The sequence below is a fragment of the Teichococcus rhizosphaerae genome (genome assembly GCF_002631185.1).
GTDB classification, from domain to species: domain Bacteria; phylum Pseudomonadota; class Alphaproteobacteria; order Acetobacterales; family Acetobacteraceae; genus Pseudoroseomonas; species Pseudoroseomonas rhizosphaerae.
In genome coordinates this window covers 163,778-183,772 of record NZ_PDNU01000010.1, presented here as the reverse complement: position 1 = coordinate 183,772, position 19,995 = coordinate 163,778, and the positions used below count along the sequence as shown (strand labels likewise).

Sequence of the window (19,995 nt, the reverse complement as noted above, 5' to 3'; positions counted from 1 at the left end):
TGATATATCATATTTTGAAGCCGGGCGAGAACAGCTTTCATCGGGCCAGCCGGCGCAGGGCCGCTTCCACCGCCCCCGCATCCGCCAGCGCCGCGAGGTTGAGGGGGCGCGACACCACGGGCGCCGCCGCGCCGCCGGCGACGCGGAGGATCTCGGCGTCCAGCCAGTCGAAGCAGCGCTCCTGGATCTCCTGCGCGATGCGCGCGCCATGGCCGGTGCCGCGCGCGGTCTGCTCGGCGATGAGGACACGGTTGGTGCGGCGCACGCTGGCTTCTATGGCGGGCCAGTCCAGCCCCTCCGGATCGAGGCTGCGCAGGTCGATGACCTCGGCATCGACCCCGGCCGCCTCCGCCGCCCGCAGGCTGGCCTCCACCATGGTGGAATAGGTGAGGACGGTGCAGGCCCGGCCGGGCCGCGCGGTGCGGGCGCGGCCGAGCGGGACGATGTAGTCGAGGTCATCCTTCGGCACCGGCCCCGTGGTCTGGAACAGCTCCTGGTGCTCGATCACCAGCACCGGGTCGTCGCAGCGCAGCGCCGCGTTCATCAGGCCGACATAGTCGTGCGGCGTCGCGGGGGAGACGATCCGCCAGGCCGGGTAGAGCGCGAACAGCCCGGAGGGGTCCATCGAGTGCTGGGAGCCGTAGCCCGCCTGGGGCGAGACGCGGGCGCGCACCACCAGCGGCACCCCGAAGCCGCCGCCGAACATGTGCGAGAACTTGGCGATGCCGTTGAACATCTGGTCGGCCGCGACGATGCAGAAATCGCCGAACATGATGTCCACGACGGGCCGCAGCCCGCAGACGGCGGCGCCGAGCGCCATGCCGGTGAAGCCGTTCTCGCAGATGGGGGTGGGGAACACCCGCTCGGGGAAGCGCTCCATCACGCCGCGCGTGGAGCCCGAGACGCCGCCGCGCAGCCGGTGCACGTCCTCGCCGATGACGACGATGCGCGGGTCGCGCTCCATGTTGCGGACCAGCGTGGCGGCGACGGCGTCGATATACTTCATCTCCACCCGCGCCTGGGCGGGGACGGAGGCGGCTTCCAGGATGCGTTCCCCGGACAGCTCGGAAAGGTCGCCGCGGATGCCGCGGCCGATCTCCGCCACGTCCGGGAAGGCGCCGGCGCGGATCCGCGGCGCGTTGGAACCGCGCGGGATCTCGGTGAGCGCGGCGGCGGCGTCCTCCACCACGCGGCGGGCGCGGGCGTCGAGCGCGGCGAGGCCCGCATCGTCCAGCACCCCCATGGCCTTCAAGCGCACAGGCATGGTGGCCAGCGGGTCGCGCGCCTGCCATTGCGCCTCCTCCTCCTTGCCGCGGTAGCCGAGCTGGCTGCCCAGCAGCGGCCCGCTCTGGTGCAGGAAGCGGTAGAGGATGGCCTCGACGAAAACCGGGCCGCCGCGCTCGCGGATGGTCTCCACCGCCCATCGCATCGCGCGGCGCACGGCGACGAGGTCCATGCCGTCGCATTCCACCGAGGGCACGCCGAACATGGCGCCACGCGTGGTCAGCCGCGTCTCGCGCGTCTGCTCCCGGACATGGGTGGAGACGGCGTAGAAATTGTTCTCCAGGAAGAAGATGACGGGGAGGTTGTAGAGGGCGGCGAGGTTGATGGCCTCCAGCGACTGGCCGGCCATCAGCGTGCCGTCGCCGAAGAAGGCGACCGAGACATGGTCGCGGCCCAGCACCTTGTCGGCCAGGCCGTAGCCCACCGCGTGGGGCAGGTTGCCGCCGATGATGGCGCTGGTGCCGGCAATGCCGGCCGGCGCCCAGCGCATGTGCATCGACCCGCCGCGCCCGCCGCAGAACCCTTCCGAAAGGCCCATGATCTCCGCCATGGCGCGGCGGACGAGACCGCCCGCCGCGTCCACGGGCGCGTCGCGGCGCGGGTCGTAGGCTTCGGGCAGGGCGCTGTTCAGCAGCTTGGCCAGGATCTGGTGGTGCGCGCGGTGCGTGCCGTTCAGCTTGTCCTGCGTGCCCAGCACCGACATGGCGCCGACCGCCCCGGCTTCCTGGCCGATGGAGGCGTGCGCCGGGCCATGCACCAGCCCCTGGCCGTGCAGCTCCAGGATCTTCTCCTCGAAGCGGCGGATGAGCAGGAGCTGCTCCATCCAGCGGGCGAGTTGGGCGGGGTCTTCCGCCGCCCAGTCCGCGTCATCCACCTCCAGCCGGAACCAGGGGGTGTCGGTGGAGATGGGGGTGCGCTGCATGATCGGACGTTTCCCTGTGCGGCACCGTGTGCGTGGTGCCTGGTGCCTGGAGCAGTTTCCGTTCGCCTTGGCTCACGTCCACTGCTTCAGCCTTATGTTCTTGCGAGCATCTTCACCCGATCAGATGCTTCCATCTGATCGGGATCTGCTCTGGCTGTCGAAGCCCTCGAAGGGGCTGGGATCGAGGAAGCGGCGGAGGACATTGCCCGTCAGGCGGCTGACGGAATTGTCGTAGCCGTTGTGGGACAGGGCGCAGGCCCAGGCGATGGAGCCGGTGGAGAAGACGGCGCCGCCCCGCGCGGTGGGGAAGAAGGCGATGTCGGCCCGCACCCGCGCGTTCTGGTCGCCCATGGTGCCGCGGTGCAGGGTTCGCAGCTCCTCCAGCGTGGGCACGCCGCCATAGTCCAGCCGGTCCGCCGTGGCGAGCCAGAGGAGGTGGGGCGGGGAGCCGAGGGTGGGCTCCACGCGGTCCACCTCCAGCCCCGCCGCACCGCCGCCACGCAGCCCGAAATCGCCGAGCGGCGCGTCGAGGTCGATGCCCTCCACCGCCCAGGCGATGCGCGGGTCGCGCGCCGGCTCGCGCCACGCATAGGGGTAGGAGCGGGTGAAGACCTGCGCGTCGAAGCCCACGCCGACAAGCCGTTGCGGCGGGCGGCCACTGGCGCGCCAAAGGCCGGAAGGCTCGCCGGTGAAGGAGAGGGCGTTCTCGCCCGGCTCGCCTTCCCAGGTGCGCAGCCCGATCATGCCGCGCCGGATCTCCATGCTGTGCGGCTCGGTCGGGTGCCAGCCGATGCGCCAGTAGAAGCCGTTGCCGCCGAGATAGATGTGCCGCCCGCCGCCGCGCTGGTAGGCATCGAAGGCCTCGATCATCGAGCGGCTGAAATACTCGGGATGCGAGCCGGTGATGACGCAGCGATAGGGTGCCAGCGCCTGCGCACCGTGGCGGTGGATGTCGTCATCGGTGACGATATCGTGGTCCTGGCCGATCTGCTCCAGCCAGTCGAGGATGTGCGTGTCGTTGCCGTAGTTGAAGGTGGCGCCGCGCGGCCGCATGTTGAGGATCGGGCGCTTCGCGGTGGAGTAGCACCAGCCGCTGCCGTCGCTATGCGTGTCGTAGGTGGAGAGGCCGAGCTCGCGGTGCTCCTGCAGGTAGACGTCGTCGCGCGAGAGGGTGATGAGCCCTTCCAGCATGGCCTCCGCGTGCACCTGATCCAGCCGCAGCGCGCTGTTGGCATAGGCCAGGAAGGTCGCGGTGCTGGCGACGAAGGCGAGCTGCGAGCGCGGCTTGCCGAGCGGCGCGCGGACGAAGAAGGCGACGAAGCTTTCCACCGGATCGTCGCTTCCCTGCCGCGCGCGGAGGCGCAGCGCGTAGAAGCCGCTGCGCCAGCCTTCGGGGATGGCGAGGCGCAGATCCGGCGACCAGCCGGCGTCGTGCATGTCGTCGCTGTGGAAATGGATGGCGCCGTAGAGTTCGGGCGCCTCGGTCGATTGCGTGGTGCGGCCATCCCAGTTGGCGCCGGTCGCGGCGCGCATGGGCATCTGGCGCAGCCGGCCATCCAGCCGGTTGGCCGAGAGGTCCCGGACGATGTCGGTCGCCATGTCGCGCGAGAAATCCCAGGCGGCGACCAGGTCCGGCTCGGCGGGCGGCGGCGCCAAGCTCTCGGCCAGGGCGCGCAAAGCGGCCTCGTCCCGGGCGGCGGAAAGGAGGCGGGGGCGGTCGATCTTGCCGTCGAAATGCCCGCCGGTGCGGGGGGCGGCGCCGCTCCCCAGCGCATGGGCGGCGATGACGAGGGCGGTGTCGGCGGGCCAGGCGATGGCCGCTGGCGCCTCGGCGCTGGCGCTGCCGCCCGTGTCGCGCCCGGCCTGGGGGTCGAGGCTGGCCTGGGAAACGGTGATCCGCCCAGAGGCGGGATCGTAGCTGGCGGTGACGAAGATCCATTCCCGCTCCATCACCGCGCGCGGGGCCGTGACGCGCCAAAGGCGGCCCCCCGCGCCGATGGTGAATTCGAGCCGCGCCTCGCTGTCGAGCGCGAGACGCCAGCCCTGGGCCGTGTCGTCGCGCCAGCGGGCGAGGAGGGTCTGCGCCGTGCCGCCGGGGGCGGTGGGAAAGACGAAGGCGGCCAGCGACAGGGCGCCTGGGCGGCGCAGCGCCGGCGCATCGGGGATGATGGCGCAGGAGCCGGGGCGCAGCGGCTGGTGGCGCAGCGCGACGGGGCCATCGACCGGCGAGCCGGGCTGGTGGAAGCGCAGGCCCGGCCCGTCCGGGTCGGGATCGGCGCAGCGGACGCGCAGCAACGTGGCCTCCGCGCCGTCCAGCGTGGCGCTGGACAGGTGGAAGGCCACCTCCTCGCCGGGAGAGACGACGAGCGGCCAGGCATAGCCCAGGACGGCGGTGGTGTCGGTCATTCGGGCGTGTTCCCGGCGATTTCGAGCTTCCGGCCCGTCAATGCTTCCCAGCGCAGGACGAAGACGGCCCATTCGGCCTCGGCCAGGCTGGTGAAGACGCGGTTGGGATAGGTCTCCACCGGCGCGCCGCGCCGGCCGGGCATGCGGCCGAGCATCCAGCGGCGGTTCGGCTCCAGCGTGACGAGCACGTGGCGGCGGCCCACGCCGGACCACCGCATGCGGTGCAGCAGCTTCTGCAATTCGTCGCTGTGCGGGCCGCGCGGCTTGCGGCGGAATTCCTCGACAAGGTCGAGCCGGGCCGGGTCCACCGGCCAGTGCGCCGCCTCGGGGTCGTTCACCAGCATGAAGGCACCAGCATCAAGGGCGGGTTTCCGAGAGAGGGTGGGATGCGGGCGGGCCGCGCGGTCCGCCCGGTGGCCGCGTTCAGCGGGTGAGCCAGTTCACCCAGCGCTCGCGCATGGCGTTGCGGTTCGCGGCGACCCATTCGTAGTCGGCGATGACCAGCCGGTCCCAGTTCTCGGGCCAGGAGGCGCGGTAGCGGCGCTCCGCCTCCGGCACCAGCGCCGCGGTCTCGCGGTTGTTGCTGTCGAAGGAGACCTTCTCGCTGAAAGGCAAATGCTCGCGCGGGTTCTGCACGAAGAATTCGAGGAAGCGCATGGCGTTGGCGGTGTTCGGCCCGCCCTTCAGCACGGCCCAGTTGCCGACGTCGCGGATGGCGCCGTTCCAGGTGAAGTCGAACTCCCCGCTCTTGGCCAGCGGCACGGCGCGGGAGGAATAGAGCACGCTCATCACCGCGTCGCCGCCGCGCAGGATCTGCATGGAGTTGTCGCCGCTCTTCCACCAGGCGGCGACATGCGGCTTGATCGCGTCCAGCTTGCGGTAGGCGCGGTCGAGGTGCATCGGGAAGAGCTTGTCGCGCGGCACGCCATCGGCCATCAGCGCCGCCAGCGGCAGCCACCATTCGCGGTCGCCCGTGTCCGGCAGCGAGCGGGGGCCGGGGAACTTCGCGGTGTCGAAGAAATCCGCCCAGTTGGCGGGGCCGCCATGGGGGAAGGCCTTTCTGCTCCAGGTGATGGCCATGCCGCCGGCGGTGCGGATGATGCCGGTGGGGAAGCAGCCGCCGGGCAGGGCGTGCTGGGTCATGGCGGGCGTGGCGCAGTCCACGGGCGCCAGGATGTCGGCGTGCTGGATGAGGTCGGGCGGGGTGGCGGTGACGACGTCGAAGGGGATGTTGCCGCTGCGCTGGCCGGCGCGGGCGCGGGCCCACTGGTCCGGCAGCTCGATGGGGATGGAGCGGACGCGGATGCCCTGCTCCTGCTCGAAGCGGCGGTAGAAATGCTCCTGGAGGCTGCGCTCCATCAGCCCGCCCGTGGCGCAGACCACCACCTCGCCCGAGCCGCGCCCGGCGGCCGGGGCGGTGGACTGGGCCAGGGAAGGCCGCGCCAGGCCCGCCGCTCCCAGCGCGGAGGCCGCGAGAAGAGTTCTCCGATTCACGCCCATGCCCTGTCTCCTGTCCTTGCGGGTTGAGGAACGGCCGGTGCCCCCCCGGGGTCAGGCAGGGGTGGTCCAGGCCGAATCGCGTTCCATGCGGCCGAGAAGGGCGACGAGGTTGGCGCCGCCCTCCATCAGGTCCGCGCGGAGGGCGGCGCGCGTGGCGTTCGGGTCGCGCGCGCGCAGGCCGTCGATGATGTCGAGATGCCGGTGCCGGCCGGGGTAGCTCGGCCGCGCATCGGGGTAGAGGAAGGCGTGCATCGGCCCGTTGCGCAGCCAGATGCTCTCGACGATGGCGAGCAGCTCCGGCATGGCGGCGGCGGCGTAGAGGGTGTGGTGGAAGGCCCAGTTGGCGCGGTTAGCGGCCATGGCGTCGCCGGCCTCCTCGGCCTCGGCCAGGGCGGCGTTGGCGCGCTCCAGCGCGTCGAGGTCGCCGGGCGCGATGCGCAGCGCGGCGGCCTCGGCGGCCAGGCCCTCCAGCTCCAGGCGGATGGTGCGCAGCTCGAGATACTGCGCCAGGGTGAGGCCGGCAACGGTGATGGAGCGCGCCGCCTCCAGCCGCAGCGCGCGCTCGCGGGCGAGCTGCACCACCGCCTCCCGCACCGGGGTCTCGGACACCTGCATGGCGGCGGCGAGGTCGCGGATCTTGAGGCGCTGGCCGGGGCGCATGCGGCCCTCGAACAGGGCGGCGCGCAGTTCCTCATAGACGCGGCCGGCGAGGTTCTCCCGGCCGACGGGAGCGACGAAATCGAGCACGTTTGCCGCTTCGGGCATGGTCTTCATGGTCCTGCTTCCGCGGCCGTGCCGGCCGCCCGCGCCCGGCGTTCCAGGCCACGCTTCAGCCCGAAGCCGAGCAGCAGCGCGAGGATGGTGAGGGCGGTGAGCATGGTCGCCACGGCGGCGAGTGTGGGCGAGATGTTGAAGTCGATATCCTCGAACATCTTGCGAGGCAAAGTCTTGCGGTCGAGATCGGAGATGAAGAAGGAGACCACCGCCTCGTCGAAGGAGATGATGAAGGCGAAGAGGGCGGCGGAGACGAGGCCCGGCGCGATCAGCGGCAGGGTGACGTGGCGGAAGGCGCGCAGCGGCCCGGCGCCGCAGGAAAGCGCCGCGCGCTCCAGCTCCACGTCGAAGCGGTAGAGGGCGGCGAGCAAGGTGAACACCACGAAGGGCAGGGCCAGCACGGTGTGCGCCATGGCGAAGCCGAGCAGCGTGCCGGTGAGCCGGAGCTGCTCGAACACCAGGAACATGGCCACGGCGAGCGCGATGTGCGGCACGATGACGGGGCCGATCACCAGCAGCTCGATCAGGCCCTTGCCCGGCAGCCGGCCGCGCACCAGCGCGAGCGCCAGCATGGTGCCGATCACCGTGGCGCAGACCGCCGAGATGAGCCCGGCCTCGGCGCTGAAGAGGGTGGCGCGCAGCCAGTCGCGGTCCTCGAAATAGGCGGCGTACCAGCGCAGCGAGAAGCCCTTGGGCGGGAAGCTCAGCAGGCGTTCCGGCCCCACCGACATCGGCGCGATGATCAGCGTCGGCAGCAGCAGGAACACGGTGACGGCATAGGCCGCCGCGTTCAGCGCCATCCGTCCGGCGCGGCCATGGGCGCGCGGGCGGCTCACGCGGACCCCACGAAGCGGTCCAGCCGCACGGCGCGCTTGAAGGCTATGGTGACGGCCAGCACGAAGACGAGGAGGATGCCCACCAGCGCGCCGGCGAAGGGCCAGTCCAGCATCTCCCGCACCTGCTGCGAGACCAGGGTGGCGATCATCATCTGCTGCGGCCCGCCGATGAGGGCGGGGGTGACGAAGAAGCCCAGCGCCAGCAGGAACACCATGAGGCAGCCCGAGGTGACGCCGGGCAGGGCGAGGGGCCAGGTCACCTCGCGGAAGGTGGACCAGGCGGAGGCGCCGAGCATCCGGGCCGCGCGGGAATATTCCTCCGGGATGCCCTTCAGCGCGGAATAGATGGGCAGCACCATGAAGGGCAGCAGCACATGCGCCATGGCCAGCACCACCGCGCCCTCCGTGTAGAGCAGCCGGACCGGCGCGTCGGCGAGGCCGGCCTGAAGCAGGAGCTGGTTCACCACGCCGTTGCGCTGGAGCAGCACCATCCAGGCATAGGTGCGCACCAGCACGGAGGTCCAGAGCGGCAGCAGCACGGCGGCGCCCAGCAGGGCGAGGCCCAGGCCCCGGCTGCGCGACATCGCCCAGGCCACCGGCCAGGCGAGCAGCAGCGCCAGCGCCGTGACCAGCGCCGCGATCCGCAGCGTGCGCAGCATGACGCGGAGATAGACCGGCTCGGCGAAGGCGCGGGCATAGTGCGCGGTGGTGGGCGCGGGCACGAACAGGCTCTCATGCAGCAGCGTCGCCAGCGGCAGGATGAAGATGACGGCGACCAGGAGCAGGAAGGGCGCGGCGAGCAGCAGGCTGGCCGCCGGGCTGTAGCGGCGCCCGCCCAGCAGGAAGCGGGAAGGGCGGCGGCTCACGCCGGAAAGGCCCGCGCATCGGCCGGCTGCCAGGACAGGCGCACGGCCTCGCCCGGGCGCGGCTCGTGCAGCCCGGCGCCGGCGGGCACCCGGGCGCGGAGACGCTGGCCGCCCTGCCCCTCCAGCATCAGCGTGGTGGCGTTGCCGGCATAGATGGCCTCCGTCACGCGGGCGGTGCCGCCCTCGCCATCGGCGGGCAGGACGCGCAGCCGCTCCGGCCGCAGTGCCACCTTGATGCGGCCGCCTGCGGGCAGCGCCTGGGCGGCGATGGCGGGCATCGTCCCGCCCCCATCGAGCGCGACCATCACCGCCTCGCCGCGCGCGGCGGGCCGGGCGAGGCGCCCCTCGCAGAAATTCGTCTCGCCCACGAAGCCGGCGACGAAGACCGTCTCCGGCGCCTCGTAGAGCTCGCGCGGCGCGCCGAGCTGCTGCAGCCGCCCATGGTCGAGCACCGCGACGCGGTCGGCCATGGTCAGCGCCTCCGTCTGGTCGTGCGTGACGAAGATGACGGTGATGCCGATCTCGCGCTGGAGGTGCTTGATCTCGATCTGCATCTCCTCGCGCAGGTTCTTGTCGAGGGCGGAAAGCGGCTCGTCCATCAGCAGCACGCGCGGCCGGTAGACGATGGCGCGGGCGATGGCGACGCGCTGCTGCTGGCCGCCCGAGAGCTGGGCAGGTTTGCGGCCGCCCATCTGCCCCAGCCGCACGGTGGCCAGGGCGGCGCGGGCCCGCTCCTCGCGCTCGGCACGGCCGACGCCGCGCATCTTCAGCGGGAAGGCGATGTTCTCCAGCACGCTCATATGCGGGAACAGCGTGTAGCGCTGGAACACCATGCCGAGGTTGCGCCGGTTGGGCGGCGCCCAGGTCACCTCCTCGCCGCCGATCAGGATGCGGCCCTCATCCGGATACTCGAACCCGGCGATGGCCATCAGGATGGTGGTCTTGCCCGAGCCGGACGGGCCGAGCAGGGCGAGGAACTCCCCGGAGCTGACCTCCAGCGAGACGTGATCGACGGCGTTCACGGGGCCGAAGCGCTTGACCAGCCCCTGCACCGCCACGCGGCCCTGCATTCCGTCCGGTCCACCCATGGAGGCTCCCTCGGCGGCGATCCCGAAATTGAGTATTTGATATATCGACAAGCGCCGCAAGCCGGTTCCACACTCCGCGCCATCAGGGGGAGGGGCATGATGGACCTGGATGCGCGGATGCTCGCGGAGGCGCTGCCGCCGCTGGACGGGGTGCTGACGGTGCCCGGGCTGGCGGGGCCGGTGGAGATCCTGCGCGATGCGCACGGCATTCCCCATCTCCGCGCGGCGAGCACGGGCGATGCGTGGTTCGCCCTGGGCTTCGTGCACGCGCAGGACCGGCTGTTCCAGATGGAGCTGACGCGGCGGCGCGCGCTGGGCCGCGCGGCGGAATGGCTGGGCGAGGGTGCGGCGGAGGCGGACATCCTCGTCCGCCGGCTGGGGATGGAGGCCGCCTGCCGGCGCGACCACGCGGCGCTCGGGGAGGCGGCGCGGGCGATGCTCGGTTCCTACGCCGCCGGGGTGAACGCCTTCATCGCCTCGGGCGCGCCGCTGCCGGTGGAATACGCGCTGCTGGAGGCGCGGCCGGAGCCGTGGGAAGGCTGGCACAGCATCGCGGTGATGCGGCGCCTGGGCCTGCTGATGGGCTCGGTGTGGTTCAAGCTGTGGCGCGCGGCGGCGCTGCCGGTGGTGGGTGCGGCGCAGGTAGGGTCGCTGCGCTACGACGATGGCGGGCGCGACCTGCTCTGCATCCCGCCCGGCGTGGAGGCGGCGCGGTTCGAGGCGGATCTCGCGGCGCTTGCGCCGGCCATCCGCGCGCTGCTCCATTCGCTCGGCGTACAGGGCGACGAGACGGGGGGCGGCAGCAACAACTGGGCGGTGGGTCCCTCCCGCAGCGGCACCGGCCGCCCCGTGCTGGCCGGCGACCCGCACCGGGTGTTCGAGATCCCCAACATGTACGCGCAGCACCACGTGGCCTGCGACGCCTTCGACATGATCGGGCTCACCGTGCCGGGCGTGCCGGGCTTCCCGCACTTCGCGCAGAACGGGCGCGTGGCCTATTGCGTGACGCACGCCTTCATGGACATCCACGACGTCTTCCTCGAGCGCTTCGAGGCGGATGGCGCGCGGGTGATGCATGACGGGGAATGGCTGCCCGTCCGCCGGCGGGAGGAGACGGTCGCGGTGCGCGGCGCGGCGCCGCGCCGCTTCGAGGTGCTGGAAACGCCGAACGGCCCGGTGATCGCGGGGGATGCGCGGGCGGGCACGGCGCTCTCGCTCCGCTCCGTCCAGTTCGCGGAAACCGACCTTTCCTTCGACTGCCTGCCGCGCATGACGCAGGCCACCGGCGTCGAGGACCTGTTCGAGGCGACGCGCGGCTGGGGGCTGATCGACCACAACCTCGTCGCCGCCGACACGGCCGGGCATATCGGCCACCTGGTGCGCGCGCGCGTGCCGCGCCGGGGGCGGGAAAGCGGCTGGCTGCCGATGCCGGGCTGGACGGGGGAGCATTCCTGGCGCGGCTGGATCGCGCATGACGAGATGCCGCGGGCGATCGACCCGGCGGAGGGCATGATCGTCACCGCCAACAACCGCGTGGTGGCGGACGACCACCCGGACTATCTCTGCACGGACTGCCACCCGCCCTACCGCGCGGCGCGCATCCTGGAGGCGCTGCGCGCGCGGCCGGACTTCCGGCCGGAGGATGCCGGCCTGATCCATGGCGACACGCTCTCCCCCAACGCCCTGCTGCTGCGCGAGCGCCTCGCGGCCATGGCGCCGCCGGAAGGTGCGGCCGGGGCGCTGCGGGCGCGGCTGCTGGCCTGGGACGGGCGGATGGAGGCGGGGGCGACGGAGCCCACCGCCTATGTCGCGCTGCGCCGCGCGCTGACCCGCATCCTGGCCGGGCGCAGCGGCCTGGCCGGCGCCGGCAGCCACCCCTGGCTGGCCGTGGCGCCCGGCGTCGCGCCGGTGAACCAGCTCTGGTGGACCCTGCCCAACCTGCTGCGGCGGGACGATGCCTCGCTGCTCGGCGGATGGAGCTGGGAAGAGGCGATCGGCGCCGCGCTGCACGAGGTGGCGGGCGAGGCCGAGACGCCCTGGGGCGAGGCGCACCGCCCGCGCTTCGCGCACCCGCTTTCCGCGCTCTTCCCCGAGGCGGCGCCGTTGCTGGACCCGCCCGCCCTGCCGATCGGCGGCGACAACGACACGGTGCTGGCCAACGGCCTGCTGGCCGCCGCCGGCCCCGCCGCCGCGTATGGGGCGCTGGCGCGCTACGTCTTCGATGTCGGCGACTGGGACAACAGCCGCTGGGCGGTGTTCCACGGCGTCTCGGGCCAGCCGGGCAGCCCGCACTACACGGACCAGCACGCGGAATGGGCCGCCGCGCGCATGGTGCCGATGCTCTACGGCTGGGATGCCGTACGGCAGGCGGCGCGCTCCCGCCAGGAGCTGCGCCCCTGAGGGGCCGCGCCCCCGCGCGCCGTTGCCTCAGCCCGTGGGCGCCGGGGCAGGCGTGGCGGCGGGGGCGGGCTCTCCGGCCTCCGCCCGCAGCGGCGGGGGCGGCAGGGGGCCGAGCGCCGCCTCGATCGCCAGGCAGGCCTCCAGGACCAGCCGCTCGCCATGCTTCGGCCCGGCGAGCTGGAGGCCGATGGGCAGGCCCGCCGCGGACAGGCCGCAGGGGATGGAGGCGGCGGGCTGGCCGGTCAGGTTGAAGGGCAGGGTGTAGGGCACCGCGTCGCGCCAGCGGTCATAACCGGGGGCGTGGTAGACCGTTTCGGCCGGCGGCGCCACATGCGGCGCGGTGGGGGCGAGCAGCAGGTCGTGGCGCTCGTGCAGCGCCGCGAAGCGCGCATGCAGCCCCGCGCGCGCCGCCTCGCCCGCCAGCAGCCGCTCGGCGCCGATGCCGAGGCCCTGCTCGGCGATGCGGCGGAAGCCGGGGTCGAGCGCGTCCCGGCGCTCGCGCGGCACGCCGCGCAGCAGATGCGCGAAGCCCGCCATCCAGAAATCCTCGAAGGCCGGCCGCAGCGGCGGGATCACCGGCCCCACCTCCTCGACGATGGCGCCCGCCTCGCGCAGCCGGGCGATGGCCCGTTCCACGCAGGCGCGCACCTCCGCATCCGGCTCCACCTCGCCCAGGGCGGCGGAATAGGCCAGGCGCAGGCCCCGCAGGCGCGGGCGCAGCCCGGCCAGCCAGTTCTCCGGCGCCGGCGGCAGGGCATACCAGTCGCGCCGGTCGGGCCGCGCCATGGCGCGCAGGGCGAGCGCCGCGTCGGCCACGTTGCGGGCAAGCGCGCCGTTCGCGTTCACCGTGGCGAAAAGGCCCGCCATCGGGTGGTGCGGCACCCGCCCGAAGCTGGGCTTGATGCCGAACACGCCGCAGAAGCTCGCCGGGATGCGGATGGAGCCGCCCGCGTCGTTGCCATGGGCGATGGTGCCGATGCCGGCGGCCAGCGCCGCCGCCGCCCCGCCCGAGGAGCCGCCGGAGGAGCGGCCGGTGTTCCACGGGTTGCGGGTGACGCCCTTGAGCGGGCTGTCCGTGATGCCCTTCCAGGCGAATTCCGGCGTGGTGGTCTTGCCGAGGATGACCGCCCCCGCCTCGCGCAGCCGCGCGACCAGGGGGGCATCTGCGGCGGCGGGCGTGGCGGGGGCGGTGACCGACCCGTTGCGGGTCGGCAGCCCCCGCATGTCCACATTGTCCTTGATGGTGACGGGCACGCCGTCCAGCGGGCCGAGCGGCGCGCCCCGCCGCCAGCGCGCGGCCGCCTCGCCCGCCGCCCGCAGCGCGCCCTCCCGGTCCACCAGCTGGAAGGCGTTCAGCGCCGGCTCCAGCGCCCCGATCCGCGCCAGGTGGCGCTCCGCCACCTCCGGCGGCGACAACGCGCCCGCCGCATAGCGCTGGCCCAGCGCCGCCGCCGAAAGGAAGCAGATCTCGTCCGGTTCCGCCATCATCCCCGCCCCTTGCCGCATCCCCGCCCCAAGCCGGGCCGCCCTGTTCCGTGGCGCCCTGTTCCGCGGCGCCCGCTCAGGCCGGGCGCACGTTCCAGAACTTGGCGAAGCCGCCGAGCACGCCGGTGATGTTGCCGCGCCACGCGCTCGGCTGGCGCATCTGGCCGAGCGGGTAGAAGGGCACGTCGGTCATGCACTGGCGCTGGATGTCCTGGCAGATGCGGGCACGCGCGGCCTCGTCGGGCGCCTCGAACCAGGATTCGTACAGCGCCTCCGTGCGGGGGCTGGTGGACCAGCCGGGGTAGCCCGCCTCGCCGGTGCCGCGCATGGCGATGTGGGTGGCGGGCGTCATCCAGTCCGTGCCGTTCCAGTTGGTCACGAAGGCGTTCCAGCCGCCCTGCTCCGGCGTGCCCTTGTTGGTGCGCCGCTGCAGCAGCGTGCCCCAGTCGGTGGAGACGTATTCGACGTTCATGCCGATCTTGCCGAACATGTCGGCCGCCACGTCGCCGAGCGGCTTGATGACGGCGTAGTCGCTCGGCACCAGCAGCACGACCTTCTCGCCCTTGTAGCCGGCGGCCCTGAGGTCGGCCTTGACCTTCTCGTAGTCGCGCGGGCCGCGCAGCGGCTCCAGCCCGGCGTCGCTCGCCATCGGCGTGCCGGGGCAGAACACGCCGATCGGCGTGTGGTACATGGAAGGATCGTCGCCCACGATCGCCTGCATGTAGGAGGCCTGGTCGATCGCGCGCATGACGACGCGGCGGATCTCCGGGTTGTCGAAGGGCGGCTGCAGGTGGTTGGGCCGCATCATGGACAGGATGCCGGCCGGGTCCACCACCTCGACCTTGATGTTGCGGCTGCGCCGCAGCACCGGCAGCAGGTCGTGGTTGGCATGCTCCCACCAGTCCTGCTCACCCGATTGCAGGGCGGCGGCGGCGGTGGAGGCGTCGGGGATGGTGGTCCATTCCACGCGGTCGAAATAGGCGACCTTGGGGCCGGCCGTGCCGCTCGGCGTGCCGCCCTCGCGCGGCCTGTAGCCGGCGAAGCGCTCATAGACGTTGCGCGAGCCCTGCAGCCGCTCATCCGCCTTGTAGCGGAACGGGCCGCTGCCGACGATCTCCTTGACCTGCTGCGTGGCGTCGGTCCTGGCCAGGCGCTCGGGCATCATCGCCGGCATGTAGACGGGCGACTTGCCCAGCGCGTCGGGCAGCAGGGGGAAGGGCTTCTTCAGGCGGAAGCGGATGGTGCGGTCGTCGGGCGCCGAGAGTTCGTCGGTCGCGCGCATCAGCGCGCCGCCGAAGGCATCCCGCTGCGCCCAGCGGCGGATGCTGGCGACGCAGTCGCGGGCCAGCACCTTCTCGCCATCGTGCCAGAGCAACCCCTCGCGCAGGCGCAGCGTCCACAGCCTGCCGTCGTTCTCGACGGTGTGGCCCTCGACCATCTGCGGCGCGGCGGCGAAGTTCTCGTCCTGCCCGTAGAGCGTGTCGAAGACCATGAAGCCATGGTTGCGGGTGATGTTGGCCGTGGTCCAGTGCGGGTCGAGAAAGGCGAGGTCGACATGCGGCACGTGGCGCAGCGTGCGGGCATCGGCGCCGCGCGAGACACGCGGCATGGCGATGGACAGTGCGGCCGTTCCGGCTGCCTGCAAGAGCGAGCGGCGACGCATGGCTTTTCCTCCGGCTGTTGCTTGTGGTGCCTTTCCGCCGGCAGGTTACCGCCGCGGCGGCGGGACGCAACCGCGCCGCCGCCGGAAAGGCCGCCGCCCCGGCCCCCTCGTGCGAGGGCCGGCACGGCGCTCATGGCCTCACGCCCAGACGCTGTCGCCCACGGGCGTGTGGAAGGCGACGCCCTCGTACTGGAAGCCGGGCAGGGTCTGGATCACGGCGTCCTTCTCCTCCGCGCTGGCGGTGAAGAAATGCGATCCGGTCTGGGTGTTGAAGAAGCGGTGGACCGCCGTCATCCCCTCGCCGCCCGTTGCCGCGGCGTGGAAGCCCACGCCCTCGAAGCGGTATTCGGGTAGCCGGGCGATGATGCTGTCCCGCTCGTCCTCGGAGATGGTGAAGAAGTGATAGCCGACCGAGGAATTGTAGAAGCGCCACATCTGCTCGGCACCCGGGGTGCTGGCCGTCAGCGTCTGGAAGCCCACGCCCTCGTAGCGGTAGGCGGGGAGGGTGGCGATGACGTTGTCCCGCTCCGCCACGCTCGGCGTGTAGAAATGCGTGCCGTTCTCGGTGTTCCAGAAGCGGTGGGCGGCCACGGTGGGGTAGGCGACAGGTCCCTCCGGCTCGGGCGGCGCCGGGTCGTTGTCCTGCACGGTGAGCGCGGCCGAGGAGCCGACGCCGGGCGGCGCCGCGTCGGCCACCTCGCCATTGTACCAGAAGGTCGTGGCCTTCACGATGGTGGCGGTCAGCGTCTGCGTGCCCTGATGGGTCGCGTCGTCGGGGAGCGCCAGCTCGATCGGCCTCGACTTCTCGCCATAGCCGAAGCTCAGCTCGATGAGGTCGTCGGAGGCGCCGTAGCGGCTGAGCGGGTTGCGGGCCGTGTCGGCGGTGTCGAGCTTGATCCACACCTTGGTGCTCTCGACGCCCGGCGCCTGCGTGTTGGAGCGGAAGACCTCGAAGGAGATCTTCTGGTCCGCGCCCTCCTCGACGGTCCATTCCCGCGCGCCGAGGCTCAGCGTGGGCAGGTTCTCGTTGTCGTGGTAGGCCACGGGGAAAAGCGTGCCGCCATTCCCGTCGGCCGAGGTGTAGGTGAGCTCCGGCCCCGTGATGCCGGTGACATTCTGGCCCGGCCGCAGGTACCAGGCGATGTAGTCCGGCCCCGGGCCCGCGATGTCGTCGTCCGGCACGTCGATGGTGAGGAACTTGGAGGAGGCGTCGCCGGCTTCCCACACCACCTTGAAGGGGTTGGCCGGGTCGTAGCCGAGATACTCCCGCGCGAACCCCTCATGCTCCGCGCCGGGCTGGAAGAACACCTCCATGCGCTCCCAGGCTTCCGTCCGGTCGAACTGCCAGCGGATCTGGCCGCCCTCGTTGGCGTACACAGCCGAATCGCCCGGCTGCCCGCTCAGCAGCGTCGCCCGCACATTGGGGGAATCGTTCTCCGCGATGCTGATCTGGAAGTAGGCGGGATAGTTCGGGTCGGTCGGGTAGCCGAAGACGTCGAAGCTGTCGCGGGAAGTGCCGGCGCCGGGGACGATGTCGAAGTTGAGGATCTCGCCATAGGACTTCGCGACGCGGTCGTCCAAGGCCTGCAATTCGATGATCTGGGGCTGGTTGTCGCCCGCGGCGAAGCGCACCTTCAGCGGCGCGCGGAAGTCGTAGTTGGTGATCGCGTCGGGCGTGGCCCAGTCATGGATCTGGCGCCACCTGATCTCGAATTCCTGATCCGCCGAGAAGTCGTCCCGGAATACCGAGATGACGAACTTGTCGCCCTCCGTGCCATTGAGCACCCCATAGCTGGGGCTTGACGGCGAGGTCAGGAAAATTTTCGACATGCGTGCCTTGGCTGGAAGATATTGCCGCGTCGAAATGGCGCGAGAAGAACAAAATACTGGCTCCTTCCGGCCGGGGCCTCCTGACGTTTTTGGGAGTGGTGGCGGGCTCCCGAGTTCCCCGCATTTGGTTCGGAACGGCTCCCCACCGCGCCGTTCCGCGGCCTTCCCGCCGCCCTCCGCCCCGGGGCGGGCCTGAGCTTGGCGGTTAATGTCCGTGCCCTGCCGCGCGGGAGGCGGCGAGGGGGCAGGGCGGGCGCCTCTAACCCCAGGCGCCCGGCTCATGCCCGCCCGGCGCCGGGGCCCGTGGAAATCCGTTGCAGGAGACGGGCATCCGCTCTACGGAAGGAACCGTTGTAACTTTCTCGCGAGTTCCGGGCTCCGGCGCCGGCAAGCTGGTCAGGAAGGCCCCCCGGGAGCTGCCATGTCAGGCCGGCACACGCACCAGATGCCCATCCCTCAGATGCCCCCCCACCCCATGCCCGCTGGCGAGGACTTCCTCCTTTCCATCCTGGAAGGCAGCACCGACTGCATCAAGGTGCTCGACACGGAAGGGCGCGTGCGGTTCATCAACGGCCCGGGCCTCCGCCTGTTCGAGGCGGGGGGCGCGGCCGAGGTGATCGGCGCCGACTGGGTGGCGTTCTGGCCGGAGCCGCTCCGCGGCACCGCGCGCGCGGCCGTCCGCGCCGCCGCCCGCGGGCGGGCGCTGCGCTTCGACGGCGCCTGCCCCACCCTGCGCGGCACGCCGAAGCAGTGGGACAACGCGCTGGCGCCGATCGCGGACGAGAGCGGCGCCGTCGCCTGCATCGTCTGCATCTCGCGCGATGTCAGCGAGCGGCGCGCGGCCGAGGAGAAGCTGCGCGTGACGCAGGACTTCCTCGACCAGATCCTCGAGCACGTCCCGGTCGGCGTCTTCGTCAAGAGCGTGCCCTCGGGCATCTATGAGCGGGTCAACCGCACCGCCGAGCGCATCTTCGGCCTCGGGCGCGGCGGCTGGATCGGGCGGACCGATGCCGAGCTCTTCCCCGCCGACCAGGTGCGCTTCTTCCGTGAATGCGACCGCCGCGCCGCCGAGACGGGCGAGACGGTGGTGATCGAGGAGGAGCCGCTGGACACGCCCGACCGCGGCACGCGGCTGATGCGGACGAAGAAGGTCCCGCTGCGCCACGAGGACGGGACGCCCCTGCACATCGTGGGCGTCACCGAGGACATCACCGAGAGCCGGCGCACGGAAAAGGCGCTGCGCGAAAGCGAGGAGCGGCTCGCCCGCGCCATCGCGGCGGCGCGGATGGGCGTCTGGGAATGGTACGCGGCCACGGACGCGTTCCACGCCTCCAACGGCCTGGAGGCGCTCTACGGAATGCCGCCCGGCTCCATCCGCAGCCGCACGGATATCCACGCCGCGATCCACCCTGAGGACCTGCCCCGCGTCCAGGCGGCGATGGCGCGGTGCATCGCGGGCGCGGATGACGACGCCTTCACCCAGGAGTTCCGCACTACCCCCGCCCGCGGCCCCGTGCGGTGGCTGCGGGTGACGGGGCGGGCGGAGCGGGACGGCGATGGCACGCCCTTCCGCCTCAGCGGCGTGACCCAGGACATCACCGAGAAGCGCGAGGCCGAGGAGCGGGTGGCCTACATGGCCCACCACGACGCGCTGACCGGCCTGCTCAACCGGGCCGCGCTGCGCGAGCGGCTCGTCGAGGCGATCGGCCGCAGCCGGCGGGGCGTGCGCTGCGCTGTGCTGCACCTCGATCTCGACCGCTTCAAGGAGGTCAACGACGCCTTCGGCCACGCGGCGGGGGACGAGCTGCTGCGCTCCGTCGCGGCCCGGCTGCTGGCCTGCGTGTGCCGGGGGGACGTGGTGGCCCGGCTCGGGGGGGACGAGTTCGTCATCCTCCGCCACGGCCAGGAGCAGCCCGAGGGCGCGGCGCGGCTTGCCGCCGGGGTGATCGCCGCGCTCAGCCGGCCGCACGCGGTCGATGGCCGGCAGGTCTCGGTGGGCGCGAGCATCGGCGTGGCCGTGCTGCCGGAGGACGGCGCCGACGCGGCCCAGGTGATGCGGCACGCCGATCTCGCGCTGTATGGCGCCAAGCGCGAGGGCGGCGGGCGCTTCCGCTTCTTCGAGCCGGGCATGCAGCTCCGCGTCCAGGCCCGGCGCCAGCTCGAGGAGGACCTGCGCCGCGCGCTGGAGAAGGGCGAGTTCGAGCTGCACTACCAGCCGCTGGTCAACCTGGCGGAGGGCTCGGTCGGCGGCTTCGAGGCGCTCCTGCGCTGGCGCCACCCGCAACGCGGGCTGGTCTGCCCCGACGAGTTCATTCCCGTGGCCGAGGCGATGGGCCTCATCGTGCCGCTCGGGCGCTGGACCCTCGCGCGCGCCTGCGCCGATGCCGCCTCGTGGCCCCAGCCGCTGAGGGTGGCGGTGAACCTTTCCGCCGCGCAGCTCGCCGACCCGGCGCTGGAGGAGACGGTGGCCGCGGCCCTGGCGGCGGCCGGGCTGCCGCCGCGCCGGCTGGAGCTGGAGATCACCGAATCCCTGCTGCTGCGGGACACGGAGGACACCATCGCCCTGCTGCGCCGGCTGCGCGCCTCCGGCGCCGCCATCTCGATGGACGATTTCGGGACGGGCTATTCCTCGCTGAGCTACCTGATCAAGTTCCCCATCGACAAGGTCAAGATCGACCGCAGCTTCGTCCTCGCCATGGATGAGAGGCCGGAGGGCGCCGCCATCATCAGCGCCATCGCGGGGCTGTGCCGGACGCTCGGGATCGTCACCACGGTGGAGGGGATCGAGACGCCCGCGCAGAGGCGGCAGGTGGCGGGCCAGGGCTGCACGGAGGGGCAGGGCTACCTGTTCAGCCCGCCCTGCCCGGCGCAGGCCATCCCGGCCCTGCTCGAGCGGTGGGAATGCCTGGTGTGCCCCGGCGGTTGATGTCTGGCGGTTGAT

Annotated in this window: 13 protein-coding genes; 2 read left to right on the top strand and 11 right to left on the bottom strand. The window is 72.3% G+C overall.

From position 1 onward, the window contains the following. Positions 1-37: 37 nt before the first annotated feature. From CR162_RS08510 to CR162_RS08475, 8 genes are all read right to left on the bottom strand, one after another. Positions 38-2,206 (bottom strand): alpha-ketoacid dehydrogenase subunit alpha/beta, encoded by a 2,169-nt coding sequence (locus CR162_RS08510; protein WP_099095107.1) that lies wholly within the window; start codon positions 2,204-2,206, stop codon positions 38-40. 120 nt (positions 2,207-2,326) lie between these two features. Then, on the bottom strand, positions 2,327-4,612 hold the full coding sequence (locus tag CR162_RS08505) for a N,N-dimethylformamidase beta subunit family domain-containing protein (RefSeq protein WP_099095106.1): 2,286 nt from the start codon (positions 4,610-4,612) through the stop codon (positions 2,327-2,329). Beyond that, the gene (locus CR162_RS08500) at positions 4,609-4,956 is read right to left on the bottom strand and encodes a hypothetical protein (protein WP_099095105.1); all 348 of its coding nucleotides are present in this window, start codon (positions 4,954-4,956) and stop codon (positions 4,609-4,611) included. Before CR162_RS08500 ends, CR162_RS08505 begins: the two co-directional genes overlap by 4 nt. Before the next feature lie 79 nt (positions 4,957-5,035). After that, positions 5,036-6,112: an extracellular solute-binding protein gene (locus tag CR162_RS08495; RefSeq protein WP_099095104.1), complete on the bottom strand. Its 1,077-nt coding sequence runs from the start codon at positions 6,110-6,112 to the stop codon at positions 5,036-5,038. 51 nt (positions 6,113-6,163) lie between these two features. After that, positions 6,164-6,877 (bottom strand): GntR family transcriptional regulator, encoded by a 714-nt coding sequence (locus CR162_RS08490; RefSeq protein WP_099095134.1) that lies wholly within the window; start codon positions 6,875-6,877, stop codon positions 6,164-6,166. Positions 6,878-6,882: 5 nt separating this feature from the next. Beyond that, on the bottom strand, positions 6,883-7,722 hold the full coding sequence (locus CR162_RS08485) for an ABC transporter permease (RefSeq protein WP_245870206.1): 840 nt from the start codon (positions 7,720-7,722) through the stop codon (positions 6,883-6,885). Then, a complete protein-coding gene (locus CR162_RS08480) occupies positions 7,719-8,588 on the bottom strand; it encodes an ABC transporter permease (protein WP_099095102.1) in 870 nt (289 codons plus the stop codon). The genes CR162_RS08485 and CR162_RS08480 overlap by 4 nt, the downstream gene beginning before the upstream one ends. Beyond that, complete coding sequence (locus CR162_RS08475; protein WP_099095101.1) at positions 8,585-9,676, bottom strand: ABC transporter ATP-binding protein; 1,092 nt, start codon at positions 9,674-9,676, stop codon at positions 8,585-8,587. The genes CR162_RS08480 and CR162_RS08475 overlap by 4 nt, the downstream gene beginning before the upstream one ends. Positions 9,677-9,772: 96 nt before the next feature. Here CR162_RS08475 and CR162_RS08470 point away from each other — a divergent pair, with 96 nt between their 5' ends. After that, on the top strand, positions 9,773-12,076 hold the full coding sequence (locus CR162_RS08470) for a penicillin acylase family protein (RefSeq protein ID WP_218014857.1): 2,304 nt from the start codon (positions 9,773-9,775) through the stop codon (positions 12,074-12,076). 27 nt (positions 12,077-12,103) lie between these two features. Here the strand turns inward: CR162_RS08470 and CR162_RS08465 are convergent, their stop codons facing one another. The 3 genes from CR162_RS08465 to CR162_RS08455 form a co-directional block, all read right to left on the bottom strand. After that, a complete protein-coding gene (locus tag CR162_RS08465; RefSeq protein ID WP_218014856.1) occupies positions 12,104-13,564 on the bottom strand; it encodes an amidase in 1,461 nt (486 codons plus the stop codon). Positions 13,565-13,637: 73 nt separating this feature from the next. Next, the gene (locus CR162_RS08460) at positions 13,638-15,224 is read right to left on the bottom strand and encodes an ABC transporter substrate-binding protein (protein WP_099095100.1); all 1,587 of its coding nucleotides are present in this window, start codon (positions 15,222-15,224) and stop codon (positions 13,638-13,640) included. Between the two features lie 138 nt (positions 15,225-15,362). After that, entirely contained in the window at positions 15,363-17,054 is a 1,692-nt protein-coding gene (locus tag CR162_RS08455; protein WP_099095099.1) for a hypothetical protein, read from the bottom strand. A 475-nt stretch (positions 17,055-17,529) separates the two neighbouring features. On the opposite strand from CR162_RS08455, the gene CR162_RS08450 reads away from it, so the two are divergent. Next, positions 17,530-19,980, top strand: a complete 2,451-nt coding sequence (locus tag CR162_RS08450) for a sensor domain-containing protein (RefSeq protein ID WP_176559774.1) — start codon at positions 17,530-17,532, stop codon at positions 19,978-19,980. Positions 19,981-19,995 lie beyond the last annotated feature (15 nt).